Source organism: Rhodanobacter terrae, from assembly GCF_042657005.1.
GTDB classification, from domain to species: domain Bacteria; phylum Pseudomonadota; class Gammaproteobacteria; order Xanthomonadales; family Rhodanobacteraceae; genus Rhodanobacter; species Rhodanobacter terrae.
Map to the genome: position 1 here is coordinate 137,237 of NZ_JBHSNG010000001.1, position 26,943 is coordinate 164,179.

A 26,943-nucleotide genomic window follows, 5' to 3' on the forward strand; every position below is an offset into this window, starting at 1 on the left:
AGCTGCTAATAGGTCTTTGAGTGAGTAAGTGCAATGATGCGTGGTCCCAACAGAAGAGTAGGGACCAAATTTAGGAACAGGAACGTGGCGGCCGTTATCCACGGCACAATCCATATGTTGAAATGACCGATAGCCCAAACCTTTAGTCCAATGCACACGACTGCGAAGAAGGCCGCAGTGATTACCTGATAGCGCATAATGCTCGCGGCATTAAGAAACGCGGCGATGGCGGTTCCCGCCGCGTCAACGGTGCACCATACAACGAACCCGATAAGTAGGGCCCCGGCGACTGCTAACGGCTGGTGCACCCAAAGCGAGGCAATGCGGCCAAAGCCCAACGCCAGGATGCAACCAGTGCTCAGCGCAATGAATACTGCCAACACCACCGAGAGCTTCAGTGTGCGCATGACCCATTTATGATCCCCGGTTGCGAGTGCCTGTCGATAGATTGGCCACAGTGGTGTCCAAATCAGGCCAAGTGAAAGTGGGATGATCGAGAATAGTCGCTGCACGATTGCGTAGGTACCGGCGTCGGTAGGCCCGCGCAACGCGGAAATTAATGGCAGGTCGGTCGAATACGCGAGCGCTGCAGCCAGCTGAAGGACGAAGAACAACAATCCTTCACGGCGTATATGTGAGGCGTATGCTGGGTAACGTTTTTTGGCTGGTGACCTCATCTGAGGATCGAGCCACAGCAGCCAAGTATTAACGACAGAGGCTAGCAGTGGCGTGGCTACAGCCGCCAATACGAGTAACGGGAGTGGCGCTCCTGATTTTGCGAGCGCGATTACCATCACCATGGTCAGCAGTTGACCCAGGGCCTGCCACCGAAATGCGCGATCACCACGTCCTAAGCCGAGTTGCACACGGTTGGCGAGGTTTAGTGGGACTGCAAAGACTACAGTGAACAGTATGGCTGCGGCGGCGGCGCGGCAATTGGCTGCCATTGCCTCGGGAAGTCCAAGTAGGCGATGCCACGGGACTAATGGCAGTGCAACCGACGCGGCTATAGCCAACCACAGCGCAAGCCAGAGCAGTGTGCGACGTGCTTCGCGAAGGATATAGCCAACCTCGTCATATTCGCCCCGTCCATGGGCAGCAGCGACCAGATTCATAGTACCGTTGCCGAGTCCGAAATCTAAGAAGCCTGCGAATATGACCAGCGAGACCAACGTTGCCCATACGCCGAATAGTTTTGGCCCCAATGCATGCAACACAAATGGCACTGTCAGGAATAGGTTGGCTGCGGATGATGCCTTTGAGACCATCGACCATGCGCCGGTGTGAAGGATTCGTCGTCCACGCGGACCCACCCAGCGCGAGGTCGACTTGGTCTGGGTGACCGGGTCGTCGGTATTCATGAGGTGGTTAGAGCGAAAGCGTTGATCGTTTGCTCCAGCCCTGGCTTCAGTGCAATTCGCGCTCGCCAGCCGAGTGAGTCCAAACGGTCGATGTTTAGTCGTTTGCGTGGAGTACCATCCGGTCTGCTGGTATCGAAGACAAGTTCGCCCTCATAGTTGACGGCGTCCGCAATTGCGCCTGCGAGTTCGGCAATAGATACTTCTTGACCGGAACCGACGTTTACTGGGTGTTCGTCATTGTAATATTGCATCAAGAAGAGTGCTGCATCGGCTAGGTCTTCGACGTGCAAGAATTCACGTAACGGCGTTCCGCTGCCCCATATCGTGACTCTCGGTGTGGCTGTGATCTTCGCATCATGGATACGGCGGATCAGCGCCGGCACTACATGCGAGTTATCAGGATGATAGTTGTCGCCGGGGCCATAGAGATTGGTTGGCATTGCTACTATCGCGTCGAAGCCATATTGCCGATGATAGGCCTGACACATTTTCAACCCGGCTATTTTTGCGACGGCGTACCATTCGTTGGTTTGTTCCAGCGGTCCCGTCAACAGATATTCCTCCTTGATTGGCTGTGGGCAATCACGCGGGTAGATGCATGATGAGCCAAGGAACAGTAGCTTCTTCGTGCCGTGCTTCCATGCGCTGTGGATGACGTTGGTCTGGATGGCCAAGTTGTCATGGATGAACTCGGCGGGGTAGGTGCTGTTGGCATGGATACCTCCGACCTTGGCCGCCGCGAGGAAAACGTATTCGGGCTGTTCGATAGCAAAGAATGCTTCGACGGCCGCCTGGTCGACCAAGTCCAGTTCGTGATGCGTGCGCAGGATCAGATTGGCTGCGCCATCGGCTTGCAGGCGACGGACGATGGCGCTGCCGACCAGGCCACGATGACCTGCAACATAGATGCGGGAGTCGGAATTCATCGCGTCATTCCTGCGGCGAGTGCGCGTTGAAGCCGGCGTTCATCACCAATGCATCGCGTTGCGCCAACGCCAAATCGCGCTGCGTCATCTCCCGTACCAGCTCGGCAAAGCTCGTGTGAGGAGTCCAACCGAGATTTTTGCGCGCCTTGCTCGGATCACCGAGGAGGGTGTCCACCTCGGCTGGGCGGTAATAACGCGAGTCAATACCTACAACACGTTGGCCGGGTTTGACTGCGGAGTGATTCGGCGCGGTCGCGATGTAGGCATATTCGTCCGCGCCGGTCCCCTGCCATGCCAATGTAATACCGAGTTCGCTCGCACTGTGCTCGACGAACTCGCGAACCGAGTGCTGCACACCAGTGGCGATGACATAGTCTTCGGCGTTGGGTTGTTGCAGCATTAGCCACTGCATCTCGACGTAATCGCGTGCATGACCCCAGTCGCGCCGCGCGTCCAGATTGCCAAGATAGAGACAGTCCTGCAGCCCGAGGTGGATGCGCGCTAGCGCGCGGGTGATCTTGCGTGTGACAAAGGTTTCGCCGCGCAGTGGAGACTCGTGGTTGAACAATATCCCGTTGCAGGCGTAAAGGCCGTACGCTTCGCGGTAGTTAACCGTGATCCAGTAGGCGTACAGCTTGGCCACGCCGTAGGGCGAGCGCGGGTGAAACGGGGTGCGTTCGGTTTGCGGAGTTTCGGCCACTTGACCGTACAGCTCTGACGTTGACGCTTGGTAAAACCGCGTCTTGTTTTCAAGACCGAGAATGCGGATCGCCTCCAATATCCGCAGCGTGCCCATACCATCGGCGTTGGCGGTGTACTCGGGTGTTTCGAACGATACTTGTACATGACTCTGCGCGCCGAGGTTGTAGATCTCATCTGGCTGCACTTGCTGGATGATGCGGATCAGGTTAGTGGCGTCGGTCAGGTCACCGTAGTGCAGAAAAAGACGACGCTCAGGATCGTGCGGATCCTGGTACAGATGGTCGATGCGTGCTGTGTTGAATGACGAGGCACGGCGCTTGATGCCGTGCACTTCGTAGCCTTTCGCGAGAAGAAATTCTGCGAGGTAGGCGCCATCTTGCCCGGTGATTCCCGAAATGAGTGCGCGTTTCACTTTGGTACCTGTTGCCTCGAAGTAGCTGTTAAGTGGCAGTCTAAGCGCTGCTGGAGTTTAGGCGTAGGGTCGGCGTCAACACTTAGTGCAGGCTTGGCAAAGCGCGCAACTCCGTCAGACCACTATTCAACCGTCCTCCGATATTGAGAGATTCCAGTCGCTTCAGTGCTTGCTTGGCTTCGGCGTCGCGGCCTAGTGCGGCCAGCATGCGGACTTGGGTGATCAGGTAAGCCGGTTCGGTGGGCGCAGCCCGCACCGCGTCGGCAATCATGCGCTCGCCAAGAGCATGGTCGCCCAGCTCACTCCAGGCGTAGTCGCCATAAGTGGCAAGCAGCCGGGCGCTTGGGTCTGGATGCGACAGTGCTGCCATAAAAGCTTGCATCATGCGATCGGTTGGAAGATTGCAACGCTGCTCATGCGCACATTGAGTCAACGCGCCCAACGAGCTCTCGTCTTGTACGCCGGGTCTGCGTTCTTTCAATTTTGTAGTCAGACTGTCCCACCAGGCATCCTTCAGAGGCAGATGCATGCGCGCATTCATGAAGATCAGCGCCTGCTCCGGCAAGATGGATGAGTTGGGCAGTAACGCGGCCTTCTCCAATGGCGCGTACGCAAGCGATGTAAACGGCGAAGTGGGCTCGTAGTGCGAATAGATGATGTAGGTTCGGCCCAACTCGTACTGCGCGCGTGGTGATTGTGGCGCGCGGGAAGCGAGGTCTTCGGCCAGTCGCAGCGGGTTGCCCCAGGCATACGAGGTAAAAGCAGTTAGGGCGGTCCAGCACAGGAATAGTCCGGCGAGCAGCACCTGGCGTGGCAATGCAAAATTCGATGTTCGAGGAACTGCAAGCAAAGGTACGATCACCAACAGCAGGCCAAAGCTGGCGAAATAGTTGCGGTGTTCGTAGATCAGCTCCAGCGGCAGGATCGTGCCTGTGAGCAACTGGCAGCCGAGGAAAAGCGCGAGGCCAAGTGCCGTCAGCGGTTTGCGCCCGCGCAGCCAGATCATCAGCACGGTCAGCGTGCCAAGTAACACGATACAGGCGAACGTAGTCCAAGGCGTCAGCAAGCCGGTGGAAATATGGAAATCGTCATGGTAGAACGACAACGCATCCGGCGTCGGCAGCAGCGTCCAGCGGATGTAGTCGACCACGACGCGCGCTTCGCTGAGCAGACGCGTACGAAGTCCGAAATCGCGTGTTGACCAGTAGGCCGGTTCGAAGACTTGGGGCAGCAGCCAAACCAAGCCCAGAACCATGGGCAGCAACAGCAGCACCAGGAACACGCCAAGCAGGCGATTGTCCCGTTCACCGGTGCGTGTATGGAACTGGAATACCGCCCACTCGATCAGTACGGCATACAGCGGTAGCATGACCGCGGTTTCCTTGGCCAGCACACCCACTCCGGTACAGGCAACGATGCTGCCCAGGCACAGGATGAAGCCGCGAATCTCCGACGACAATACAATCTGGTGTGGACCAGGGACGCCAGATTGCGTCGCGGCCAGCATGCGGTGGCGACCTTCTACATAGCCGAGCAGGCCTAGCAGTACGAACAGGTTGGCCATGCTCTCCATACGCTGCACCACATACAGCACGCCGGTGAGGTTGATCGGCAGCAGCATCCAGCCGGCGGCGATCAAGGCAGCAACCATGTCAGCTCGGACCTTTGTGGGAGTGTGCTCTGTGCGCGATCTGGTTGCCGCATCGTGCGCACGGTGCGCACCCATAGAGACCGAACTCAGCAAAGCGCGGGCAAGCAGGAACACGAGCAGCCCATTCAACAGGTGGATGGTCAGGTTAGTGAGCTTCATCCAGTACGGGTCGATACCCGTGGTGAGGTAGTTGGCCGCGAAACTCAAGGAGGCCAGGGGCCGCTTGAATTCGCTGGATGGGGATGAGAGCGCGGCTTCCACCAGCGATGAGAAACTGGCGTCCTGCGGTTGCACTCCGTGGTTGTCGACGATGTTGGGGTAATCGTCGAACAGGAATCCACCTGACAGGCCGGGCCAGTACACGGCGATGGTCAGCGCGAATGCGGTAAGTAGCAGCCACCAGCCGGTGCGGTTAAAGCGCGTCGCGCGTTGGTGCTCTGGGTTTGGATTCATTCGGCAGTGTGCTTCTGATGCGTGGCGTCATCGCGAAGTGTAGCGCGCAACCGCGCCAGCTCTTTTGGCCAATATTGTTGATGTTGCAACACCCAGTCATGGATGCGTGGCATGCCGAATCCTGGGCTATATCCTTGCTGGGGTTCCGCCTCAAGATGATCGAGATGAGACAACCCCTGTTGCGGGAAACCACTCGAGCCTAGCAATGCGGCCTGCTTCAGCGCCATCGAGGTACGTACCTGCAAATCCAGCGCCCGATTGAACTCCGCCAGTGCGGTATCCGCATCACCTTGCATCAGCGCAAGGCGGCCTTGCAGATAGTGGATATCCTGCTGTCGACCGGGGTTGCTGGCCAGGTAGGGATTGGCGAGCGCAGCCTCCAGCAGGCTGGAGAGCGTGGCGAAGCTGAGTTGCGGACACGGTGGGTTCGCCACTTGTTCCATCGCACGCTCGAACCAGCTGACGAGCAGAGTGCCTGGATCGCGGGTGGTGCTAAGCGCAAGACGCGACGCGTTCAGGGTGGATGGATCGATTCGGCCCAACTGGCACTGGGCGCCGAACAAATTGAGGGCCAGTTGCACCTGATCGGGCGCTTTGGTCAGGGGGGCGAGCAGCCGGCTTACCGCACGTGCTGGCTGGCCATCGTTCAATTCGGTCTGGGCGGCATTGGCCTGTGCGCGTGGCGAGTCGGGGTTGAGTCGGGCCCACAGCAATGCCTGGTCATGGCTGTTGCCCCATAGGCTGGCGCGCGCGTGGGTCATCAGCGCCAAGCCCGACAGGATCAACATTGCCAACGCGAGCTTGGCCTTGTTCCTCACAAACCGAGCAGACACCGATGTTGCAGAAGCCTCAACGGGAATGGTTTCAGTCGCAACCAAAGCAACGGCCGGGCCCACTGCTGGTTGCAAGCGCACATCGCACAGCCATAGCGCCAGCGGCCAGAACATCAGCATCGCCGGCAGGTAGTTGCGATGCTCGAAATACAACTCTAGTGCGATGGTGCTGGACTCTAGCGACTGGCCGACGAAATAGAACAGGGTTGCCAGCGCCGCCGCCGGCCAGCGATGGCGTAACAGCCAGGCGGCCACGATCATGGTCATGATCGCCAGCAAGGAAGGCAGTGTTGTTGTCGGCGACCACAACGATGTCGATGCCTGGATGTGATCGTTGAACAGGCCTGGTGTGAACGGTCGCGGTAACCACAGCAGATCTAGATAATCGAGCAGTACGCGTGGCTCGGTCAGTAGGCGTTGTCCCAGGGTCCACGGGCGCACCGATGAGATGCCACGAGTCAGTCCGCTCCAGCCTTGCTGCAATAGATAGGCTGTCACCAAGGCAGTGGGTAGCCATGCCAGCAGCAGCATTACGCGTTTATAGACTCGATCGGGACGTGTTGGCGGGGTCAATGTCCGCCTCATTGCACCCACCCGTAGCAACACGTATTCCACTACCAGCGCCAACGTCGGCAGCAGAATACCGTTGGCCTTGCTCAGTACGCCCAGCAAGGTACATCCGCCCAGGCCCAAGGCGATCCACAAGGAGCCGCCTAGACGATGGCCGCGTTTCATCGCGCGGCGGCCCTGCAACCACGCCAGCAGGCCCAGCAGGGTAAAGCTGGCAGGCAGCATCGCTTCGCGTTGCACGATGTACAACGTTGTTGAAACAAAGAGTGGATGCACCAGCCAGAACCCGGCGCCCATCACCGCCGCCAAGTCGATGCGGCGAAGGTCGACTGCCTTGAAAGTGTCGCGGCCAAGTCGACGAAGCAGCAATGCGAGCAGCACGCCGTTGATCAGGTGCAAAATCAGGTTGGTGCGCTTGAACGGGTAAGGATGGGCCGGCCAGTTGCGGGCATCGATCAGGAACGTCAGCAGGGTCAGCGGGCGACCGGTAGGGTCGGCGGTGCCGGACGTGATGTAGCGCCAGAAGGTGGGCCAGTTGTCGATCGGGCCGGTGGCACCCAGGATTGGCAGGTTACCGAAGTCGTCGAACAGGAAACTACCGTACAGGCCGGAGGCATAGGCAGTGATCGCTATTAGCAGGAGCGCGAGCAGTGCGCAAAACGGTAGGATGATTGAGCGATTGAGCATGCCTAATCCGAAAGCAAAAAGAAGGGCCGCAAGACGCGGCCCTTCAGACTTCCCACCGCGCCGGAGATTAACGGCAGGAAGTTGGCAGGTACTTCGACTTCAAAGCACTGGAGCCGGCCCTGCAGGTCCAGCTGATGCTGCCAGCACTGGTGACCGGCGAAAGCACAAGGGTTGCGGCAGTAGGAATCTGAGTGCTGGCTTTCGGGCCGCCGTAAGCTGCGGTGATGATGCCGGTAGTCGGAGCGACAGTTACGGAAGAAACATACTTGCCGCTGATGCTGAGCGCTGAAGCCAGGCCCACTGACGCGTTGCCGCCTGAGGTAGAGAGCCGCCCTGTGTTGCTATAAAACTCCGCTACGGCGGTCTTGGCGCCATCCGCGAGTACAGCGCCTTCCGACACCTGCGTGCGAACCAAATAGTCCTGATAGGCCGGGATGGCGATGGCGGCGAGGATCGCAATGATCGCAACCACGATCATCAATTCGATCAGGGTAAAGCCTTTCTGCATGCTCTTCTTCATGGTGGTTCCTCTGTATTGGTTAGCTAACCGTGTGATGCCCCCTGAGCTCCAGTCCCGTATCCCCCTAGGCGGGATCGGACCCCATACTCATGGTCAGGAACGACCAGGAAGCTCGCGGCAGAGTCAAGCAGGTTGTATGCCACAACTGCCGCAGGTGTATTCCCGCATACCGCGGACCCAAGGATTGTGCCTTTCGTCACGAAAGCCTGCAAGCATTGGTATGAAGGATGTCGTCCGGCTTGGTCTGTTGTTGAACCACCTATTTGGTGGCTGGCGTGACAGGGTAAATAAGTGACGCTTTTTGTCAGTTTGTGTGCGTTGAGGCTTGTTGAAACGGGTCCAGTCACAGACGGCAGGACGTGGGCAGGTACTTGGAGTCGATCGTGCTCGGCGTGCATGTCCAGGCAATGCTGCCGGCCTGAGTGACGGGTGATAGCAGCACATATTTGCTGGTCGGGCGGATGTTGTTGTTGGCTTTGGGACCATTGAACAAGACCTTGATCAGGCCGTTGCTCACATTGACGCTAGACACATAGTTGCCGCGAATCGAGGCGCTAGAGGACAGTCCGGCGGACTGGTTGTTTGGCGGGAAGCGGCCGGTGTTGGACACAAAGTCCCAGTCTGCCGCCTTGGCGCCACCGGCCAGAACCAAGCCTTCGGATACTTGCGCCCGGATCAGATAATCCTGGTAGGCCGGAATGGCGATGGCGGCAAGGATCGCGATAATCGCCACGACGATCATCAGTTCGATCAAGGTAAAACCGGCGGAAATACGCTGGCGCAACATAGAGGACCCCCCTGTGAATAGACGAGGGCACGCACGTTTTGTACCAATGGCACGTAAAATTTCGTCGGCAGTCATCGAAAGGCGGCAGAGGAGCCAAGCGGATGCTGGTAGTGGGACCAAAGTCACAAGTTGATGTCATGCGCCGGACGCAGCTCGAGCTGGCTTTTTTTTTGGGACGGCGCGCGGTGCACTGGCTATATCCTCATTTGGGATTTACCGCAGCACTTGCGCGGACCGGTCTGGCGGATTCTCAAGTTTGAGCTGCTGGCCAAGTTCCTTGCCCAAGGACTTGGCAAAGGTTGCTGTCATATGCTGCGAATCCCGGAAGACGACCATTCCGTCCTGCTCCGCACGACAAAGTCCATCTGGGCAAATCGCTCCATTCAGATCCAGCATAGAGACATTGCCGAAGCGCCCGCTAGCTTCTTGCAGCCAATGGTAAACGTTGTTGTCCGACTTACTGAATCCCGACGCCTGGCAAGTACTATGACTCAGGTGCAACCACGGCAGCCAGTTCTTTGAAGAGAGGCAGTTGGGGCCGTCAAAGGGCAGGTGAGGGGTTCCCCGCAAAATGTAGACATGGCCTGCGGAGCCACTGATGACTTTCAGTAGCCGCGCCGTGCCTTCGACCCACTGAGTCCGATTGAAGTTGGCTGTTTGAACAGACCCCAGGATGACGATGTCCGGCCGCAATGCGGCAACCTGCTGCGATGCGTTCTTGCGCCACGTACTGCATTCAACGTAGTCCCGTTCGATTCTTGGATAAAAGATCGGCTCATCCACCATGGGGCATGACGACTTGGTCAAAACCAGGAGGCGCCAGTCTGGCCGGTTGAATACCTCGGCAACGGCGGGAAACCACTGCGCGCCGATGCTGTCGCCCATCAGCACCACCGTATGCTTCGCATCGCTTGGCCCGAATGCACAGAAGCGCACTTCGTCACTGTGGTACCAGTCGTCGCAGGGCATGGAGTAAATGATGGGTGCATCGAAATGTGCCTGTGCGTAGCGTTGCTGAGCAGGGCTGTTTGCCCAGGCCGATGTGGCGTTGTACCAGGCGATGCACAGAATATTGGCGGTCATCATGAGCGTGATCGCAGCCAGTACTGCAACGCGGGGCCGCACAATCCATCGCGCCTGATGGCGAATGGGAGACTCGACCCAACGGTAAGACGCGATGGCTAGCAAAAAAGACAGGACAACTAATCCTGCGCGGTAGGCTGGGCTAACCGTGGCGATGAGCGCGCCGCCCAGTAAAAGGACCGGCCAATGCCACAGATACCATGAGTACGAGACGCGGCCTATAGCCTGCAGGGGACGCCATGACAGTGCCCATGAGATGCCCTTGTTGGATTCACGCACACCGGCGGCGACGATCGCGGCTGCCCCAATCGTGGGCAGCAACGAACGCCATCCCGGGTAAGCCATGTTTGCGTTGAACCAAAGTGCAGCTGTCATGATCAGCCCCAATCCCAGCCAACCGACATAGCGGCCCATAATGGTTGTTTTTCGCTGCTTGAGGCTGTCAGTGTCGTGATCTATGGGTGAATGGGAATGCAGCCACACCAGCGCGCCCGCTGCGAACTGCCAAGCGCGTAGCGGCATCATGTAGAAGGCCATTTGTGGCGCTGTGCGGGTCAGCGTGATGCAAAATGCAAGGCTGATGGCGGCAATTGCGAACATCGCCACCTTCAACCTCCGCAGGTGATTGCCCTTGCCATGCCATACACCGAAGGCCAGGAGCATCAGCGCCGGCCAGACCAGATAGAACTGTTCCTCGACGCCCAGTGACCAGGTATGCAGGAACAGGTTGCTGGCGGCACCTGGGCTGAAGTAGTCGAGTTTGGCGAAGGCAAAATGGAAATTGCTGAGCCATATCGACGCCGTAGCCGCGGCCACCGCTTGGCCGCCTTGTGCGCCCGGAGCAAGCACAACGACAGCGAACAGGCAGGTGCATATCAGCATGGCGAGCAGCGCTGGCAACAACCTGCGAAGTCGACGTGCGTAAAAGTTCGCGAACTGCAGGTGGCCTGTCTTTTCGATTTCCTGCAACAGCAGGCCGGTGATCAAATAGCCGGACAGAACGAAGAACACATCGACGCCCACGAATCCGCCAGCAAGCCATGAAACTTTGGCGTGTGCAGCTACCACCAGCAGAATGGCGAGGGCCCGCAGCCCTTCAATATCGCCCCGATAGCCGAGGCTGTATCCGCGAGTGTCCATGAATCCTTTCCCCTTGCGTGCGGATCAGTGCGTGAGAGCACCGATGATACACATCCATCTATCCAGCTTGCAGATCCTCAATAGTGACTGCCGCAGTTGGTCGTCGTAGCTACACGGACCGATCCCGGATGAGGCCGCTTGCGTCAAGTCCGCCTCGCGCTTACCGTCACGCTTCCGACCGGCCAAGGAAACCTCCCATGAAACCTCTTATTGTCGCGCTGCTGCTCGCGCTGGTAGCCGCACCCGCGATGGCGGGCGATGTCGTGGACACCACTTTCGTCAAGACCGAGGGGGTGCATGCGTTCAACGTGCGCACCTGGTGATGATGGATCGGGTCAGCGATCCGCCGCTGTCGCCGGACGGGCGCTATGCGGCGTTTGGCGTGCGCAGCACGGATTACGCGGCGAACAAGGGCGTCAACGCGGTCGATGTGCTGGACTTGTCGCGCAAGACTGATCAGACGGTGAAGGTGGTGGACCGCGGCGGTACGGCGCGCTGGTCGGCCGACGGGCGCAGCCTGTACTTCCTGGCGCCGGCCAGAGGCGTAACGCAGCTGTGCCGGATGGATCTGGCGGGGCGAAGGGCCTGGATCTGGCGACGCATGCCGCGCCGGTGCAGGAGAGCCACACGCCGCTGGACATCAACTTCTACAAGCTGCCGCCGGATGGCAAGCGCGTGCATTTCGACGTGCGCACTGCCGGCACCAGCGAGCCGTGGTCGACTCGGTGGTCGCGGTATTCCGTCAGGTTTGCCCGGTGGCCTGCGACGACGGCATGCGCTTCGATACCTGTACGATCCGTGGCGAGGTGGTCCGCAAGCAGCCCGCTTACGGCGGGGTGCGCATCGAGATACAGGCCGCGCCGGCGGTGACGTATTCTCAGTCTCGCGGTTGACCGATGGCACGGGCAAAGGCTTCGAAGTCGCCCAGGTGGCGGGTGGCGATGGCGTGCACGATCGCCCAGTCGATACCGCTGTAGTTGTGCACGGCGATGTTGCGGAACCCGACGGCCTTTCTCAGTCGCAGCGCCAGATCGACTGGGATCTGTCCGGCACCGGCCAGTTGGTCGAATGCCTCTCCCATGGTCTCGGGCGCCGGTTGCCCGAGACCTGAAAGCGCGTGGAGCGCAAGGTCAACGCTGATCTGCACGGCCCGGCTCAGGTTGAGTACCACGATGTCCTGCAGATCGGGGTCGCGGGCCAGCGTGGCAACGTCGGCGGGGCATCGTTCGCGCACCCGGTCGAGGCAACGCCGCAACGAATCGAGTTTGCGTGCAACGATCAGCCGATCCATGCCTGTCTCCTTTCTTCGAGCATGCGTTCTACATAGGGCATGAAGTCTGCCATGGCGTAGACGTGCCGTTGCATGAGCGGAGCCAGATCGGCAGCTTCCCCGCGAACCTGTTGGCCATGTTTGAGGATCTGCCCCAGCAGGGGCTCGCCGACGGCGCGAAGATCGATCAGGTCGACTGGTCGACCGGTCATGGCGGCGATGTCGGCGATCAGTTGCATTTTTTCGTCGGTGCCGAGTGATGTTGGCAATTGCACGGCGACGTCGACGTCGCTGTCGCGACGCGCTTCGCCACGGGCTACCGAGCCAAACACGATCGCCAGCTCAATCTCTGGATGCTTTGCCAGTGCAGATCGTACTTGCTGGATGGACACGGCCGTCCTCTTGGGTAGGGCGGGCACGGCCCGCCGGTTCTTGTTCGCATCGTCGCACAGAGCGGCGGCCGGCGCCGGGTATCGGGCGAGCATGCTCAGATTTTCTGTGGCAATCAGGTTGGAGCTAGCCTGGCCGCCGCTGTAGGAGCGCACCCTGTGCGCGGTTTTGTGGGAGCGACTTCAGTCGCGATGCTTTTTCCATCTTGAAGCGAAGAGCATCGCGACCGAGGTCGCTCCTACACAAGAGCTTTCGCGCACAGGGTGCGCTCCTACACGGCGTGCGGTGACGCCAAAGCTTGCCTGAGACCGGTTTGGCGCTTACCGTCACCGCTTTGACCACCCAAGGACCTCCCATGAAACCCCTGATTGCCGCACTGCTGCTTGCGCTGGTGGCCGTACCCGCGATGGCGGGCGATGTCGTGGACACCAGCTTCGTCAAGACCGAGGGGCCGCATGCATTCAATGTGCGCGACCTGGTGATGATGGATCGGGTCAGCGATCCGCAGCTGTCGCCGGATGGGCGCTATGCGGCGTTTGGCGTGCGCAGCACGGATTACGCGGCGAACAAGGGTGTCAACGCGGTCTATGTGCTGGATCTGGGCAAGGACGGTCAGCCGGTGAAGGTGGTGGACGGAAGTTCGGCGCGCTGGTCGGCGGATGGGCGCAGCTTGTATTTCGTGGCGCCGGCCAAGGGCGTGGCGCAGTTGTGGCGGGTGGATCTGGGCGGCAAGGGCGGTTTGAGTCTGGCCAAACATGCGCCCGCCGTGCAGGTGAGCCATTCCGTGCTGGATCTGGGCGGCTACAAGCTGTCGCCGGATGGCAAGCAGGTGTTGCTGTCGTATGAAGTGTTCACCGACTGCGCCAGCTTGGCGTGCACCCGGCAGCGCGTCGCGGCGCGCGAGAAGGACAAGGCCAGCGGCACGCTTTATACCAAGCTGTTCGTGCGGCACTGGGATACCTGGGCCAATGGCCGGCGCAACCAGTTGTTCGTGGCCAGCTTCGATGGCAAGGGGCAGCTTGCGGCCGAGCCGACGCTGCTGACTCGGGGCATCGACGGCGATGTGCCGAGCAAGCCGTTCGGCGATGAGAGCGAGTTCGGCTTTGCGCCGGATGGCAAGCGCGTGTATTTCGACGTGCGCATCGCCGGCACCACCGAGCCGTGGTCGACCAACTTCGACGTGTACAGCGTGCCGGCCGACGGCTCGGCGCTGCCGAAGAATCTCACTGCCGGCAACAAGGCGTGGGATGCGTTTCCGGTGGCCTCGCCGGACGGCAAGACGCTGTACTACCTGGCGATGAAGACGCCGGGTTTCGAGGCGGATCGTTTCGCGATCATGGCGCTGGATCTGGCCAGTGGCACGAAACACGAAGTGGCTCCGAAATGGGATCGCTCGCCGGGCAGCCTGTCGATTTCCGCCGACGGCAAGACCTTGTATGCCACCGCCGATGACGAAGGCCAGCATCCGCTGTTCGCGATCGACGTGGCCAACGGTGAGGTCAGCCGGCTGAGCGGGGAGGGCACGGTGGACGGTTATTCGATGGCCGCCGGCAAGCTGTTGCTGACCCGCGACGACCTGAAGCGCCCGGCCGATGTCTACACGCTCGATCTGCGCCAGGCCAGCACCGATGGCAGCGCGCTGAAGCAGGTCACTCATTTCAACGCGGCGAGTCTGAAGAACGCGAAGGTCGGCGATTTCGAGTTCTTCAACTTCAAGGGCTGGAACAACGAGACCGCGCAAGGTTATGTGGTCAAGCCGGTCGACTACCAGCCGGGCAAGACCTACCCGGTCGCGTTCATCATCCACGGCGGTCCGCAGGGCGCGATGAGCAATGGCTGGAGCTATCGCTGGAATCCGCAGACCTATGCCGGTCAGGGCTTTGCCGTGGTGACGGTGAATTTCCACGGCTCCACCGGTTATGGCCAGGCCTTCACCGACGCGATTTCAGGCGACTGGGGCGGCAAGCCGCTGGAGGATCTGAAGCTCGGCTGGAAGGCGGCGCTGGACAAGTACCGCTTCCTTGACGGCGACCGCGCCTGCGCGCTGGGCGCCAGCTACGGCGGCTACATGACCTACTGGATCGCCGGCGTGTGGAACCAGCCGTGGAAGTGCCTGATCGATCACGACGGCGTGTTCGATACGCGCGCGATGTACTACGACACCGAGGAGCTGTGGTTCGAGGAGCACGAGAACGGCGGCACGCCGTGGGAGCATCCGGCGAACTACGAGAAATTCAATCCGGTCAATCACGTCAAGGACTGGCGCGTGCCGATGCTGGTGGTGCACAGCGCCGACGATTTCCGCATTCCGATCACGCAGGGCATGGGCGCGTTCACGGCGCTGCAGCGGCGCGGCATCCCCAGCGAGTTCCTGACCTTTCCGGACGAGACTCACTTTGTTCTGAAGCCGCACAACAGCGTGCAATGGCACGACACGGTCAACGCCTGGCTGAAGAAATGGACGGCCAAGGACGCGCCGAAGGCGGCGTCGCATTGAGCCACACCTGCGATAAAAGCGTTGTGGGAGCGACTTCAGTCGCGATGCTCTTGCTGTTTCGACATCGGAGCTATCGCGGCTGAAGCCGCTCCCACAATTGCCTGGGGAGTTTCTCGTGGACAAGGGCCGTGCATTTTCTGTAGGAGCGACTTCAGTCGCGATGCTCTTGCTGGTTCGACACCGGAGCTATCGCGGCTGAAGCCGCTCCCACAATTGCCGAGGGAGCTCCTCGTGGACAAGGGCCGTGCATTTTCTGTAGGAGCGACTTCAGTCGCGATGCTCTTGCTGGTTCGACACCGGAGCTATCGCGGCTGAAGCCGCTCCCACAATTGCCGAGGGAGCTCCTCGTGGACAAGGGCCGTGCATTTTTTGTAGGAGCGACTTCAGTCGCGATCAATCAAGCCGCAAACCATCATGGATGAAGTACGCATCCCAATACGGATAGTCCAACGGATGTTGCACCAATCCCGCGCGCACCGGGTTGGCAATGATGTAGTGGGAGGTCTGCTCGATCGCTTCGTCTTGGCGCAGCGCATGGTCATGAAATCCCTTGGCCCAGAGCGGTTTGTTAGATGAGCGATATTGGTTCACATGACGAGCCGTCACGCCCTTGATGCGCTGAATCACGGTGGAGAGGTTCGCACCTTCGCCAAGTTCGATCAGGCCATGCCAATGGTCGGGCATTAATACCCAGCACAGGCAGCGACTGGGAAACCAGAGTTCCGCGGAGGAGATGGTGCGGGCGGTTGCCCTTGCCAGTTCCGGATCGAGGAAATGGGGTCTGCGCTGCCAGGTGGTCCAGGTGATCAGGTAGAGCTGGCCCGGCAGGGAGCATCTGCCGGCGCGTAGCCGTCGATAGCCGAGGATGGGAAGGTGTGACATGGGGGCAGTTTGCGTGGCCGGAGCTAGGCTGGCATGCGGTTGGTGGCTCGCTGGCTTGTAGTTGGCATCGGGCATGTGTGTAGGAGCGTCGCGACTGAAGTCGCTCCCACAACCACATGGACAGCAGCGCGCAGCATTTGTGGGAGCGACTTCAGTCGTGACGCTCCCGGCTATTTCAACGCGGGACCGATCACCCAGAGCCTCCAGCTCAAAACCACTTGGCCCGCTTCAGCCCCAGATAAATGCCGCCAACCACGAGAATCATCACCGTGATCATCACCGGATACGCCCACGGCTGGCTGAGCTCCGGCATGTGCTGGAAGTTCATGCCGTACCAGCTGGTGAGCAAGGTGGGTGCGGCGAGCATGGCGGCCCAGCCGGCGAGTTTCTTCATCACTTCGTTCTGGCCGAAGGTGACCAGCGAGAGGTTGACGTTGATGGCGGCGGCGAGCATTTCGCGCATGGCGCCGATGGATTCGTTGACGCGGAACACGTGGTCGTAGACGTCGCGGAAATACGGCCGCAGTTCGTCGGCGATCAGCTGCGGATGCAGGCGCACCAGCTGGCTGATGATGTCTTGCAGCGGCGCCACCGCCAGGCGCAGCGTCATCAGGTCGCGCTGCATGTCATACAGGCGATGCACCGTGCTGCGCTTGAACGTTTCGGCGAAGATGTCGTGCTCCAGCTGCTGCAGTTCCTCGCGGAATTCGCGCACGATCGGCAGCAGGTTGTCGACGATGAAGTCGAGCACGCCGTACAGCGCGTAGCTGGGGCCGAGCGCCAGCAGCGCCGGGGTGTGTTCGCAGGTACGCCGTGCCGGCGCATAGGACAGCGAAGCGCCGTGGCGGATGCTGACCAGGTAGCGCGGGCCGAGAAAGATATGGGTCTCGCCGAAGGCCAGGTGACCGTCGATCAGCTGCGCGGTCTGCACCACCAGGAACAGCGAGTCGCCATAAGTCTCCAGCTTGGTGCGCTGGTGCGCGGCGTGCGCATCCTCGATCGCCAGGTCGTGCAGGCCGAACTCTTCCTGCAGCTTCAGCAGCAGCTCTTCGTCCGGTTCGTGCAGGCCGACCCAGACGAAGGTGCCAGGCTCGGCCAGCACGTCGCTGATCGCATCGAGTGTGACGTCGCCGATCCGCAGGCCGTCCTGCCCATAGGCAATGCAGTTGACCACCATCGGCTGTTCGATGGGCGACGGTGCGACCGGGGGCGGCGGTGTGATCAGCTTCATGCACACATCATGCCCCGGCGCGGAAGACGGGGCAATTACACATCGCCGCGCGATTACCGGTGCCGGCGCAAGCTCCAGGCCAGCGCCAGCCAGCATGGCAGCGCGAACAACAGCCACGGCTGGTTCTGCTGCACGGTGCCCGGCAGCAGGTGCAGCAGTACGGCGATCATGCCGGCCAGCAGCTGCAGCGCGATCACGCCGTCCATGAAGCGCGAGGCGGCGAGGCCGCGGCGCGATCGCCACAACGTCGGCAGCAGCAGGAACGCCAGCGGATTGAACAGCAGCAGGTTGGCGTTGCTCCATGCCGAATGATGCGTGGTCAGCGTCCACAGCGTCAGCAAGATCAGGCCGACGATGCCGGCGCTGAGCAGGTACAGCGTGCCAAGCAGCACATGACCGATGGGCCACCAGCGCCGCGCCAGCACGATCAGTGCGCCAAGCGACAGGCCGGCCAACCCCAGCGGCAGGCGCAGGTCCGGCGCGGCGGCGGGCGGCACGTCCAGCCGATTGGGCGAGACGAGCTGTTCGCTCCGCAGCAGCGGCTGCAGGCCGCCGTGGCCGTCGTCGATGCGCACCTCGCGCAACTGCATCTGCAGTACTTCGGGCAGGAAACTTTCCTGCCATGCGTTGAGCGGCTGGTCGGCGTACGGGCCAAGGCCCAGATCGAGCACCAGCATCAACCATGGCTGCGCGCTCATCAGGCGATCGGTCTGCTGGCGGAAGGTCATCCCGCCGGCACGCGCGCCGAGCTGGGTTTTCAGCACGCCGCCCAGCGCCTTGTCCAGCGCGTCGCGTACGCGGGTGGTGCAGTTGTCGACGTAGTAGTCGTAGTTGTAGCCGGCGTTTTCCGGGCGCAGGTTCCACAGCAGGAAATCGCGCAGCGCGCCGGCCTGCTCGGCCGTCATCGCCAATCGCTGGCGGGTGACCGAGCGGCCGGCTTCGACGTAATAGCTCTGGTCGAGGTCGCTGGGCCCCGCGTCCATCAGATAGTGCATGCGGCCGCGGGCGAAGTTGAGAAAGAAATTCGCTTCGTTGAAATCGAACACGCCGTAGTTGAAATTGATCGCCTCGCCCGACGCGCTGTCGCGCAGTTCGATGGCGTCGTGGCCGAAGCGCTCCCAGTAGGTTTCGCCGGGGCCGTAGGTGATCAGTGATACCTCGAGGTTGGCGCCTGGCGCGTTGGCCACGCTGGCATGGGCGGGCGAGAGCGTGGTCAGCATCAACAGCGCGAGTAGCAGGAGGTTACGGCTGATCAGGTTCATGCGACCCATCGGTAGACAAGATATGTAGGAGCGCACCCTGTGCGCGATTGATTTTCGCGAGATGAATGAAGAGCATCGCGCACAGGGTGCGCTCCTACCGTCTTTCGACGCGGAACTGCTGCACGCGGCGGTCGTCGGCTTCGGTGACATGGAACAGATAGCCGCCGATGCCGACCTCTTCGCCGACCTCGGGCAGGTGGCCGAATTCGGAAGTGACCATGCCGCCGACGGTGTCGTATTCCTCGTCGGAGAACGCGGCGCCGGCCTGTTCGTTGAAATCCTCGATCGGGGTCAGCGCGCTGACCAGCCAGTCGCCGCCGGGCTGTTCGTGCATCAGCTTGGGCTCTTCTTCGTCGTCGTGCTCGTCGTCGATCTCGCCGACGATCTGTTCGAGCACGTCCTCGATCGTGATCAGGCCGGCGACGCCGCCGTATTCGTTGACCACCAGCGCCATGTGATTGCGCGACCGCCGGAATTCCTCCAGCAGCACGTTCAGGCGCATCGATTCGGGAATCAGCACGGCCGGGCGCAGGATCGCATGGATGTCGAAATGCTCCGCGGCGCCGAAGAACTTCAGCAGATCCTTGGCCAGCAGGATGCCGAGGATCTCGTCCTTGTCGTCGCCATGGACGGGAAAGCGCGAGTGGCCCGACTCGACGGTCGCGGCGAGAATGTCGGGCAGCGGCGACTCCGCCGCGATCATCACGATCTGCGCGCGCGGCACCATCACGTCGTCCACGCTCAGTTCGGTGACCTTGATCGCACCCTCGACCATGGTGAGGGTGTCGACGGACAGCAGTCCGTTGGTCTGGGCGGAGCGCAGCTCCTCGATCAGTTCGCTGCGGTTGCGCGGCTCGCCGGAAAACATGTGGCCCAGCCGATCCCACCAGGTGCGGTGTGCCGGGCCGCTGGTACTGCCAGGGTCGTCGTTCATCACTCGTTTGAATGCAGCCCATGACCGGGCGGAAGGCCGATTCTAGCCGAAAAGTTGTGACGGTTCAGGGCACAAGCCCGATTCCCCCGCACGACTCTGTAGGAGCCCGCGTGCGGGCGATGCTCTTGTTTCGATGGTCGGTTAGGGGAAATCAGAGCAGGAGCATCGCCCGCGCGCGGGCTCCTACCCAGGGGGTGTGTCGTTGGGAGAGGGTGCGCCGTCAGGCGTACGGGTCGGCGATGCCGAGTTTGGCGAGGATGCGGGTTTCCAGGGCTTCCATCGCTTCGGCTTCGGTGTCTTCGGTATGGTCGTAGCCGAGCAGGTGCAGTACGCCGTGAATGGTCAGGTGGGCCCAGTGATCGCGGGGCAGTTTGTGTTGCTCGGCGGCTTCGCGCAGCACCACCGGCGCGCAGATCGCCAGGTCGCCGATCAGCGGCAGCGTTACGCCGGGCGGCCATTCGGTGGGGAATGACAGCACGTTGGTGGCGTAGTCCTTGCCGCGATAGTCGCGGTTGAGCGCGCGGCCTTCGTCGGTGTCGACGATGCGGATCGCCAGCTCCGCGGGCTTGCGCCGTCTGGCGCCATGCAGCGCCGCTTCGACCCAGCGGCGGAAGCTGGCCGCCGAGGGCAGGCCGGTTCTGGCAACGGCGTAACCGACGTGAAGGGCCACATTTTTCTGTAGGAGCGGCTTCAGCCGCGATGCCCTGGCTTTATCTGGGAGAGCTATCGCGGCTGAAGCCGCTCCTACAGTCGCTGGAAGATCCTTGCGGACAGGGACGGTGTGGTGCCGGCTCATGGAGCGCCTTCTTCCTTCTGTTCGAATGCCTCGTAGGCGCGCACGATCTTCGCCACCAGCGGGTGGCGCACCACGTCGCGCGAGGTGAAAAACGTGAAGCTGATGCCGCTGACGTCGCGCAGCACTTCCACCGCCTGACGCAGGCCGGAACGGGTGTTGCGCGGGAGGTCGACCTGGGTGACGTCGCCGGTGATCACCGCGACCGTGCCGAAGCCGATCCGGGTCAGGAACATCTTCATCTGCTCGACCGTGGTGTTCTGCGCTTCGTCGAGGATCACGTAGGAGTCGTTGAGGGTGCGGCCGCGCATATAGGCCAGCGGCGCTATCTCGATCACGTTGCGCTCGATCAGCTTGGCCACTTTCTCGAAGCCCAGCATTTCGTACAGCGCATCGTACAGCGGGCGCAGATAGGGATCGACTTTCTGCGACAGGTCGCCGGGCAGGAAGCCGAGTTTTTCGCCGGCCTCCACCGCCGGGCGCACCAGCAGCAGGCGTTGCACGCGGTTCGCTTCCAGCGCCTCGACCGCGCTGGCCACGGCCAGGTAGGTCTTGCCGGTGCCGGCCGGGCCCACACCGAAATTGATGTCGTGGCTGGCGATCGCGTGCAGGTAGCGGGCCTGGTTCGCGCCGCGGCCCTTGATCACGCCGCGCTTGACCCGGATCGCCACCTCCTGGGTGCCTTCGGTCGACGGCTCGGTGATCGCGTCGATGCCGGATTTGGCCAGGTGCAGGTTGATACGCGCGCCGGTCAGCGACTCGTCCTCGGTGGTGGCGTACAGCGAGCGCAGCACTTTCTCGGTGGCCCTCGCCGGCGCGTCTTCGCCGATGACCTGAAAAATGCCGCCGCGGTGGTTGATCTCCACGCCGAGGCGCAGTTCGATCTGGCGCAGGTGCTCGTCGAACGCCCCGCACAGGTTGGCGAGGCGGGCGTTGTCTTCGGGGTCCAGGGTGAAGTCGCGCTGGTTGAGTTTGCTCATAGACGCGCCAGAGTAGCGCGGTGCTGGCGGAAGAGCCATGACGAGGTGTTTTCAGTTTATGGATGCCACCAAAAAATCCCTCGCGGTTGTGTGTGACTGTAGGAGCGCACCCTGTGCGCGAAAGCATGGTGCGATGAGGTGACGGGGTTCGCGCACAGGGTGCGCTCCTACAACAATGCACAACGCATTTGCACATAATTAATTTATGCATTAATTTGTGCGCATGATCGCTCCCGCCAAACGTGCAGCACCCAGGCGCAAGCGTCGCGCCGGACGTCCGAGCGGCGACGACCAGGACTTGCGCGCGCACCTGCTGGATGTCGCGATAGCGCAGTTTTCGCGCGTGGGTATTGCGGCAACCTCGTTGCGGGCGATCGCGGTCGAGGCCAACGTGACCCCGGCCATGCTGCATTACTACTTTGGCGACAAGGCCCGGCTTGTGCAGGCCTTGATCGATGAGCGGTTGTTGCCGGCGGTGACGCCGATGCGTGCGCACCTGGAGCGCATCGGCGACGATCCAGCGCTGCTGATCGAGAGTTTCGTGCGCGGGATCGGCGCGGTCGTGGCGAATCATCCCTGGCTGCCACCGCTGTGGGTGCGCGAGGTGCTCTGCGAAGGCGGTGCGTTGCGCGAAGTGCTGTTCAATCAGGGCATTCCGAACCTGCCGCAGTTGCTGGCCAAGCGCTTCAGCGTGGCACAGGCGGATGGACGCCTGAATGCGGATCTGGACCCGCGCCTGCTGGTCGTCTCGCTGGTCGGACTGACCCTGTTTCCCGCCGCCGGCGCACCCATCTGGCAGCGCGCGTTCGGGGCCGAGGGTCTGGGTGCCGAGGTCATGCTCAAACACACTCTCGCGCTGCTCGGCCGCGGCGTGGGCGCAGCAGGGTCGGCAGCAGGATCGGGAGAAGGCGCATGAGCACTGCACGCAAGGGTCGCCACTTGTCGGCCACGATTCTGTTCACGCTGGCCGGCCTGAGCGGCTGTGCGAAGAAGCCGCCGCAGGCCCTGGGTACCCTCGAATACGATCGGATCACCTTGCCGGCGCCGGCGGCCGAACGCATCGTCGCGATCGACGTGCGCGAGGGCGAACAGGTCAGGGCGGGGCAGGCCCTGATGCAGCTGGATCCCACGCATACCCAGTCCGAACTGGCCGCCGCCGAGGCGCAGGCACGGCAGCAACGCGAGGTGCTGGCCGAGCTCCGGAACGGACCGCGCGCCGAGGACATCGACAAGGCACGGGCGAGCTTGCGGGCGGCCCAGGCTCAGGCGCGCGACGCGCGTGCCTACTACAACCGCCTGCTTCCGCTGCAGGGAAAAGATTATGTCGCCGCCGCCGATCTCGATCGCGCCCGCGCCGCGGCGGGCGACGCCGATGGCCAGGTGGCCGCGGCGCAGGCCGCGCTCGACGAGCTGCTGCACGGCACGCGTCCGGAGCAGATCGCGCAGGCACAGGCGGCCCTGGCGGCGGCGACGGCACAAGCGAGCGCACAGCAGGTCTTGCTGGGCAAGCTGAGCATCGTGGCGCCGCTCGCCGGGCGGATCGACAACATCCCGTACAAGCTCGGCGATCAGGCACCGGTCGGCGCGCCGGTGGTGATCATGCTGGCCGGCGCGGCGCCGTATGCGCGCATCTACCTGCCCGAGCAGCAGCGTGCCGGCGTGCATGTGGGGGATGCGATGCAGGTGTTCGTGGCCGGCCGCGACACACCGTATGCGGGCAAGGTGCGCATGCTGCGCAGCGAACCCACGTTCACTCCGTATTACGCCTTGATCGGCGACGACGCGGCGCGGCTGAGCTATCTGGCGGAAATCGCGCTGGGCCCGCAGGCGGCGGAGCTGCCTGCCGGATTGCCGGTGCGCGTCGAGTTCGCCGGATCCGCCAAGTGACCAACCAGCCCCACACCGGCGCCACGACCGATGGCGACGGCGTCGCGATACGCGCGAGCGGGCTGACCAAACATTTCGGCAAGCTGGTCGCGGTGAATCATGTCGATCTCGAAGTGCCGGCCCGGCACGTCTACGGCTTCCTCGGCCCGAACGGTTCGGGCAAGTCGACCACCATCCGCATGCTGTGCGGCCTGCTGACCCCGACCGAAGGCGAGATCGAGGTGCTCGGCCTGCGCATCCCCGCGCAAGCCGATGCGTTGCGTTCGCACATCGGCTACATGACGCAGAAGTTCTCGTTGTTCGAGGACCTCACGGTGCGCGAGAACCTGGAGTTCCTCGCCGCGATCCAGGGCGTGCCGAGGGCGAAGACGAAAGGCCGCATCGACGAGCTGGTCGAGCAATACCATTTCGGCGACCTGCAGACGCAGCTTGCCGGAACCATGAGCGGCGGCCAGAAGCAGCGGCTGGGGTTGGCCTGCGCGGTGATCCACGAGCCGGAACTGCTGTTTCTCGACGAGCCGACCAGCGCGGTCGATCCGGAATCGCGTCGCGACTTCTGGGAAAAGCTTTTCGAGCTGGCCGACATCGGCACCACGTTGCTGGTGTCCACCCATTTGATGGACGAAGCGGAGCGATGCCATCGGCTGGCGATCCTCGATCGCGGCACGCTGGTCGCCGACGGCACGCCGGACGAGCTGATGGCAAAGTTGCAGGGACGCACGTTCCTGGTCGACACCGCCGATCCCCGCCGCGCGCAACACGTGCTGGTCGACGTGCCCGGAGTGCTCGGCGTGGCCCAGGTCGGCAACACCTTGCGCGTGCTCACCGCCGACGATTCCGGCGAGGCGACCCGGCGCATGGACAAGGCGCTCGCCGGCGCCGGCCAGAAGGGCGACGTCACGCCGGCGCCGCCGAATCTCGAGGACGTGTTCGTCGCCGCGACGCGCAACGGCGATGCAAAAGACGGCGGCAGGGAGCGCGCCGCATGAACTGGCGCCGGCTCTGGGCGATCGTGATCAAGGAGCTGCGCCAGATGCGCCGCGACCGCATCACGCTGGCGATGATCGTCGGCATACCGGTGATCCAGCTGGTGCTGTTCGGTTATGCGATCAATCTGAATCTGCGCGGACTCGATGCCGGCATCGCGGACCAGGCCAATACCGCCGGTTCGCGCGCGCTGGTGATGGACATGCTGGCGACCGGCGTGGTCGCGCCGGTGGCCAGGGCGGACACGCCGCAGCAACTGATGGCGATGATACGGCGCGGCCGGATCAGCATCGGCATCGCGGTGCCGCCGGACTTCGAGCGCCGCCGCATCGACGGCCGCGAGCTGGCGCAGGTGCTGGTCGACGGCAGCGACACGACGGTGCAGGGCGCGGCCGCGCAACTCGCGCAGGTGCCGATCGACAGCGCGGTTCCCGACACGCGCGCGCCGATGACCAGCACGCCCCCGGGCGGGCGCATCAGCGTGGTCAGCTTCTACAACCCGCAGCGGCAGTCGGCGATCAACATCGTGCCTGGCCTGATCGGCGTGATCCTGACCATGACCATGGTGCTGTTCACCGCGATCGCGATCGTGCGCGAACGCGAGCGCGGCAACATGGAGCTGCTGATCGCCACACCGCTGACCAGCACTGAACTGATGGTCGGCAAGGTGCTGCCCTATATCGCGATCGGACTGGTGCAGACCAGCGTGATCCTGGCGCTGGGCATGTGGCTGTTCGACGTGCCGATCCGCGGCCACGTGTTCGACGTGTATCTGGCGGCAGGCCTGCTGATCCTGGGCAACCTCTCGCTAGGCCTGCTGATATCGACGCAGGCGCAGTCGCAGTTTCAGGCGATGCAGATGACGTTCTTCGTGTTCCTGCCGTCGATCCTGCTGTCGGGTTTCATGTTCCCGTTCGCGGGCATGCCCAAGGTGGTGCAGTGGATGGCCGAGGTGTTGCCGCTGACGCATTTCCTGCGCCTGATCCGCGGCGTGATGTTGCGCGGCGCAGGCCTGTGGGAGATGTGGACCGACGTGCTGGTGCTGGCGGTGTTCACGCTGGTGATGATGACCCTGGCCATCCTGCGCTTCCGCAAGCGGCTGGACTAGCGTCGTTTGTGCTGCCGCGTACCTGTAGGAGCGCACCCTGTGCGCGAATGCTCTCGGCCAGTTTGCAAAGGATGCCAGGAGCTTTCGCGCACAGGGTGCGCTCCTACGCGAACTGGATGCGGCCGCGCAGCGAGTTGCTCATCGCCTCGGTGATTTCCACGTCGACGAACTGGCCGATCAGGCGCGGGTGGCCGGGGAAATTGACGAAGCGCATGTTCTCCGTGCGGCCGGTCAGTTCGCTCGGATCGCGCGTGCTGGGCTTTTCCACCAGCACGCGCTGCACGCTGCCGATCATCGCCTGGCTGATCTTCTTCGCGTTCGCGTTGATGGCCGCCTGCAGCCGCGTCAATCGGGCATGCTTCTCACTCGCCGGGGTGTCGTCGGCGAGATTCGCCGCCGGCGTGCCGGGCCGCGAGGAGAAGATGAAGGAGAAGCTCTGGTCGAAGCCGATGTCGTCGATCAGCTTCATGGTCTTCCCGAAATCCTCCTCCGTCTCGCCGGGAAAGCCCACGATGAAATCGGACGATACGCAGATGTCCGGGCGCACCGCGCGCAGCTTGCGGATCTTCTGCTTGAATTCCAGCGCGGTGTAGCCGCGCTTCATCGCGCTGAGGATGCGGTCGGAGCCGGCCTGCACCGGCAGGTGCAGGTAGTTGGCCAGCTGCGGCACGTTCGCGTAGGCCTCGATCAGCGAGTCGGAGAACTCCAGCGGGTGCGAGGTGGTGAAGCGGATGCGGCCGATGCCGTCGATCTGCGCGATCGCGTGGATCAGCACGGCGAGATCCGCGATACCGCCGTCGTGGGTGGGGCCGCGGTAGGCGTTGACGTTCTGGCCGAGCAGGTTGACTTCGCGTACGCCCTGGGCGGCGAGCTTGGCGACTTCGACCAGCACGTCGTCGAACGGGCGACTGAGTTCCTCGCCGCGGGTGTACGGCACCACGCAATAGCTGCAGTACTTCGAGCAGCCTTCCATGATCGAGACGAACGCGGTCGGGCCCTCGGCGCGCGGTTCGGGCAGCCGGTCGAACTTCTCGATCTCGGGGAAGCTGATGTCGACCTGCGGCAAGCCGCTGGCGCGCTGCTGCTCGATCAGCTGGGGCAGGCGATGCAGGGTCTGCGGGCCGAATACCAGGTCGACATACGGCGCGCGCTTGACGATCGCCGCGCCCTCCTGCGAGGCCACGCAGCCGCCCACGCCGATCAGCACCGGCTTGCCGTCCTTCTTGTGCTGCTTCCAGCGGCCGAGCTGGCTGAACACTTTTTCCTGGGCCTTCTCGCGGATCGAGCAGGTGTTGATCAGGATCACGTCGGCCTCTGCTTCGTACTGGGTCAGCTCCATGCCGTGCGACGCCTTGAGCACGTCGGCCATCTTGGCCGAGTCGTACTCGTTCATCTGGCAGCCGTGGGTCTTGATGAAAAGCTTGCCGCTCATGGCATGGACACCGTGGTTCGCGAAGCAGGAAGTGCGATTTCGCCGAACCGCATAGCTTACCCGCACGACCACGGTCTCGCCAGCTGATCGGCATGACGGATCAAGCACTTGCGGCGTTCGGGACAGGATGCATTCGACCTCGAAGACTCCCTGCGACAAACGGAG

24 protein-coding genes are annotated in these 26,943 nt (G+C 62.2%); 7 read left to right on the forward strand and 17 right to left on the reverse strand.

What is annotated here, in order from left to right:
- Positions 1-5 precede the first annotated feature (5 nt).
- From ACFPPB_RS00600 to ACFPPB_RS00635, 8 genes are all read right to left on the reverse strand, one after another.
- Positions 6-1,361, reverse strand: coding sequence for a lipopolysaccharide biosynthesis protein (locus tag ACFPPB_RS00600; protein ID WP_377323356.1), 1,356 nt, complete (start codon positions 1,359-1,361; stop codon positions 6-8).
- Entirely contained in the window at positions 1,358-2,287 is a 930-nt protein-coding gene (locus ACFPPB_RS00605) for a GDP-L-fucose synthase family protein (RefSeq protein ID WP_377323358.1), read from the reverse strand. The genes ACFPPB_RS00600 and ACFPPB_RS00605 overlap by 4 nt, the downstream gene beginning before the upstream one ends.
- A gap of 4 nt (positions 2,288-2,291) precedes the next feature.
- Entirely contained in the window at positions 2,292-3,401 is a 1,110-nt protein-coding gene (gene gmd / locus ACFPPB_RS00610) for a GDP-mannose 4,6-dehydratase (RefSeq protein ID WP_377323360.1), read from the reverse strand.
- Positions 3,402-3,483: 82 nt separating this feature from the next.
- On the reverse strand, positions 3,484-5,505 hold the full coding sequence (locus ACFPPB_RS00615) for a hypothetical protein (RefSeq protein ID WP_377323362.1): 2,022 nt from the start codon (positions 5,503-5,505) through the stop codon (positions 3,484-3,486).
- Complete coding sequence (locus ACFPPB_RS00620; protein WP_377323364.1) at positions 5,502-7,595, reverse strand: tetratricopeptide repeat protein; 2,094 nt, start codon at positions 7,593-7,595, stop codon at positions 5,502-5,504. Before ACFPPB_RS00620 ends, ACFPPB_RS00615 begins: the two co-directional genes overlap by 4 nt.
- Before the next feature lie 67 nt (positions 7,596-7,662).
- Positions 7,663-8,115, reverse strand: coding sequence for a pilin (locus ACFPPB_RS00625; RefSeq protein ID WP_377323366.1), 453 nt, complete (start codon positions 8,113-8,115; stop codon positions 7,663-7,665).
- 343 nt (positions 8,116-8,458) lie between these two features.
- Positions 8,459-8,902: a pilin gene (locus tag ACFPPB_RS00630; protein WP_377323368.1), complete on the reverse strand. Its 444-nt coding sequence runs from the start codon at positions 8,900-8,902 to the stop codon at positions 8,459-8,461.
- Positions 8,903-9,115: 213 nt separating this feature from the next.
- A complete protein-coding gene (locus ACFPPB_RS00635; RefSeq protein WP_377323370.1) occupies positions 9,116-11,125 on the reverse strand; it encodes an acyltransferase family protein in 2,010 nt (669 codons plus the stop codon).
- Between the two features lie 197 nt (positions 11,126-11,322).
- Here ACFPPB_RS00635 and ACFPPB_RS00640 point away from each other — a divergent pair, with 197 nt between their 5' ends.
- Together ACFPPB_RS00640 and ACFPPB_RS00645 are read left to right on the forward strand one after the other, a co-directional pair.
- Positions 11,323-11,448 (forward strand): hypothetical protein, encoded by a 126-nt coding sequence (locus tag ACFPPB_RS00640; RefSeq protein WP_377323372.1) that lies wholly within the window; start codon positions 11,323-11,325, stop codon positions 11,446-11,448.
- A 390-nt stretch (positions 11,449-11,838) separates the two neighbouring features.
- The gene (locus ACFPPB_RS00645; protein ID WP_377323374.1) at positions 11,839-12,018 is read left to right on the forward strand and encodes a hypothetical protein; all 180 of its coding nucleotides are present in this window, start codon (positions 11,839-11,841) and stop codon (positions 12,016-12,018) included.
- Here ACFPPB_RS00645 and hepT read toward each other — a convergent pair.
- Together hepT and mntA are read right to left on the reverse strand one after the other, a co-directional pair.
- Positions 12,003-12,416, reverse strand: a complete 414-nt coding sequence (gene hepT, locus ACFPPB_RS00650; protein WP_377323376.1) for a type VII toxin-antitoxin system HepT family RNase toxin — start codon at positions 12,414-12,416, stop codon at positions 12,003-12,005. The genes ACFPPB_RS00645 and hepT overlap by 16 nt on opposite strands.
- Entirely contained in the window at positions 12,404-12,880 is a 477-nt protein-coding gene (gene mntA / locus ACFPPB_RS00655; protein ID WP_377323378.1) for a type VII toxin-antitoxin system MntA family adenylyltransferase antitoxin, read from the reverse strand. Before mntA ends, hepT begins: the two co-directional genes overlap by 13 nt.
- A gap of 260 nt (positions 12,881-13,140) precedes the next feature.
- Here mntA and ACFPPB_RS00660 point away from each other — a divergent pair, with 260 nt between their 5' ends.
- On the forward strand, positions 13,141-15,282 hold the full coding sequence (locus ACFPPB_RS00660; RefSeq protein ID WP_377323380.1) for a dipeptidyl-peptidase 5: 2,142 nt from the start codon (positions 13,141-13,143) through the stop codon (positions 15,280-15,282).
- 393 nt (positions 15,283-15,675) lie between these two features.
- Here ACFPPB_RS00660 and ACFPPB_RS00665 read toward each other — a convergent pair whose 3' ends face one another.
- From ACFPPB_RS00665 to ACFPPB_RS00690, 6 genes are all read right to left on the reverse strand, one after another.
- A complete protein-coding gene (locus ACFPPB_RS00665; RefSeq protein ID WP_377323382.1) occupies positions 15,676-16,164 on the reverse strand; it encodes an REP-associated tyrosine transposase in 489 nt (162 codons plus the stop codon).
- 208 nt (positions 16,165-16,372) lie between these two features.
- Positions 16,373-17,395 (reverse strand): magnesium and cobalt transport protein CorA, encoded by a 1,023-nt coding sequence (locus tag ACFPPB_RS00670; RefSeq protein WP_377323384.1) that lies wholly within the window; start codon positions 17,393-17,395, stop codon positions 16,373-16,375.
- A gap of 53 nt (positions 17,396-17,448) precedes the next feature.
- Entirely contained in the window at positions 17,449-18,657 is a 1,209-nt protein-coding gene (locus ACFPPB_RS00675; RefSeq protein WP_377323386.1) for a lipoprotein N-acyltransferase Lnb domain-containing protein, read from the reverse strand.
- A 94-nt stretch (positions 18,658-18,751) separates the two neighbouring features.
- A complete protein-coding gene (locus ACFPPB_RS00680; protein WP_377323388.1) occupies positions 18,752-19,591 on the reverse strand; it encodes an HlyC/CorC family transporter in 840 nt (279 codons plus the stop codon).
- A 220-nt stretch (positions 19,592-19,811) separates the two neighbouring features.
- The gene (ybeY, locus tag ACFPPB_RS00685) at positions 19,812-20,261 is read right to left on the reverse strand and encodes an rRNA maturation RNase YbeY (RefSeq protein ID WP_377323390.1); all 450 of its coding nucleotides are present in this window, start codon (positions 20,259-20,261) and stop codon (positions 19,812-19,814) included.
- A gap of 122 nt (positions 20,262-20,383) precedes the next feature.
- Positions 20,384-21,364, reverse strand: coding sequence for a PhoH family protein (locus ACFPPB_RS00690; protein WP_377323392.1), 981 nt, complete (start codon positions 21,362-21,364; stop codon positions 20,384-20,386).
- Positions 21,365-21,587: 223 nt separating this feature from the next.
- On the opposite strand from ACFPPB_RS00690, the gene ACFPPB_RS00695 reads away from it, so the two are divergent.
- Genes ACFPPB_RS00695 through ACFPPB_RS00710 form a run of 4 tightly spaced genes read left to right on the forward strand, consistent with a single transcriptional unit; the run spans position 21,588 to position 25,346 of the window.
- Positions 21,588-22,280, forward strand: a complete 693-nt coding sequence (locus tag ACFPPB_RS00695; RefSeq protein ID WP_377323394.1) for a TetR/AcrR family transcriptional regulator — start codon at positions 21,588-21,590, stop codon at positions 22,278-22,280.
- The gene (locus ACFPPB_RS00700) at positions 22,277-23,251 is read left to right on the forward strand and encodes an HlyD family secretion protein (protein WP_377323395.1); all 975 of its coding nucleotides are present in this window, start codon (positions 22,277-22,279) and stop codon (positions 23,249-23,251) included. The genes ACFPPB_RS00695 and ACFPPB_RS00700 overlap by 4 nt, the downstream gene beginning before the upstream one ends.
- A gap of 47 nt (positions 23,252-23,298) precedes the next feature.
- Positions 23,299-24,240 (forward strand): ABC transporter ATP-binding protein, encoded by a 942-nt coding sequence (locus ACFPPB_RS00705; RefSeq protein WP_377323823.1) that lies wholly within the window; start codon positions 23,299-23,301, stop codon positions 24,238-24,240.
- A complete protein-coding gene (locus ACFPPB_RS00710) occupies positions 24,237-25,346 on the forward strand; it encodes an ABC transporter permease (protein ID WP_377323397.1) in 1,110 nt (369 codons plus the stop codon). The genes ACFPPB_RS00705 and ACFPPB_RS00710 overlap by 4 nt, the downstream gene beginning before the upstream one ends.
- A 103-nt stretch (positions 25,347-25,449) precedes the next feature.
- Here ACFPPB_RS00710 and miaB read toward each other — a convergent pair whose 3' ends face one another.
- Complete coding sequence (miaB, locus tag ACFPPB_RS00715) at positions 25,450-26,778, reverse strand: tRNA (N6-isopentenyl adenosine(37)-C2)-methylthiotransferase MiaB (RefSeq protein WP_377323399.1); 1,329 nt, start codon at positions 26,776-26,778, stop codon at positions 25,450-25,452.
- Positions 26,779-26,943: the final 165 nt, after the last annotated feature.

Bases quoted from the DNA above. Each gene is read 5' to 3' on its own strand.
- ACFPPB_RS00600 (WP_377323356.1), bottom strand. From the start codon at position 1,361: ATGAATACCGACGACCCGGTCACCCAGACCAAGTCGACCTCGCGCTGG.
- ACFPPB_RS00605 (WP_377323358.1), bottom strand. From the start codon at position 2,287: ATGAATTCCGACTCCCGCATCTATGTTGCAGGTCATCGTGGCCTGGTC.
- ACFPPB_RS00615 (WP_377323362.1), bottom strand. From the start codon at position 5,505: ATGAATCCAAACCCAGAGCACCAACGCGCGACGCGCTTTAACCGCACC.
- ACFPPB_RS00620 (WP_377323364.1), bottom strand. From the start codon at position 7,595: ATGCTCAATCGCTCAATCATCCTACCGTTTTGCGCACTGCTCGCGCTC.
- ACFPPB_RS00625 (WP_377323366.1), bottom strand. From the start codon at position 8,115: ATGAAGAAGAGCATGCAGAAAGGCTTTACCCTGATCGAATTGATGATC.
- ACFPPB_RS00630 (WP_377323368.1), bottom strand. From the start codon at position 8,902: ATGTTGCGCCAGCGTATTTCCGCCGGTTTTACCTTGATCGAACTGATG.
- ACFPPB_RS00635 (WP_377323370.1), bottom strand. From the start codon at position 11,125: ATGGACACTCGCGGATACAGCCTCGGCTATCGGGGCGATATTGAAGGG.
- ACFPPB_RS00640 (WP_377323372.1), top strand. From the start codon at position 11,323: ATGAAACCTCTTATTGTCGCGCTGCTGCTCGCGCTGGTAGCCGCACCC.
- hepT (WP_377323376.1), bottom strand. From the start codon at position 12,416: ATGGATCGGCTGATCGTTGCACGCAAACTCGATTCGTTGCGGCGTTGC.
- mntA (WP_377323378.1), bottom strand. From the start codon at position 12,880: ATGCTCGCCCGATACCCGGCGCCGGCCGCCGCTCTGTGCGACGATGCG.
- ACFPPB_RS00660 (WP_377323380.1), top strand. From the start codon at position 13,141: ATGAAACCCCTGATTGCCGCACTGCTGCTTGCGCTGGTGGCCGTACCC.
- ACFPPB_RS00665 (WP_377323382.1), bottom strand. From the start codon at position 16,164: ATGTCACACCTTCCCATCCTCGGCTATCGACGGCTACGCGCCGGCAGA.
- ACFPPB_RS00670 (WP_377323384.1), bottom strand. From the start codon at position 17,395: ATGAAGCTGATCACACCGCCGCCCCCGGTCGCACCGTCGCCCATCGAA.
- ACFPPB_RS00675 (WP_377323386.1), bottom strand. From the start codon at position 18,657: ATGAACCTGATCAGCCGTAACCTCCTGCTACTCGCGCTGTTGATGCTG.
- ACFPPB_RS00680 (WP_377323388.1), bottom strand. From the start codon at position 19,591: ATGAACGACGACCCTGGCAGTACCAGCGGCCCGGCACACCGCACCTGG.
- ACFPPB_RS00690 (WP_377323392.1), bottom strand. From the start codon at position 21,364: ATGAGCAAACTCAACCAGCGCGACTTCACCCTGGACCCCGAAGACAAC.
- ACFPPB_RS00695 (WP_377323394.1), top strand. From the start codon at position 21,588: ATGATCGCTCCCGCCAAACGTGCAGCACCCAGGCGCAAGCGTCGCGCC.
- ACFPPB_RS00700 (WP_377323395.1), top strand. From the start codon at position 22,277: ATGAGCACTGCACGCAAGGGTCGCCACTTGTCGGCCACGATTCTGTTC.
- ACFPPB_RS00710 (WP_377323397.1), top strand. From the start codon at position 24,237: ATGAACTGGCGCCGGCTCTGGGCGATCGTGATCAAGGAGCTGCGCCAG.
- miaB (WP_377323399.1), bottom strand. From the start codon at position 26,778: ATGAGCGGCAAGCTTTTCATCAAGACCCACGGCTGCCAGATGAACGAG.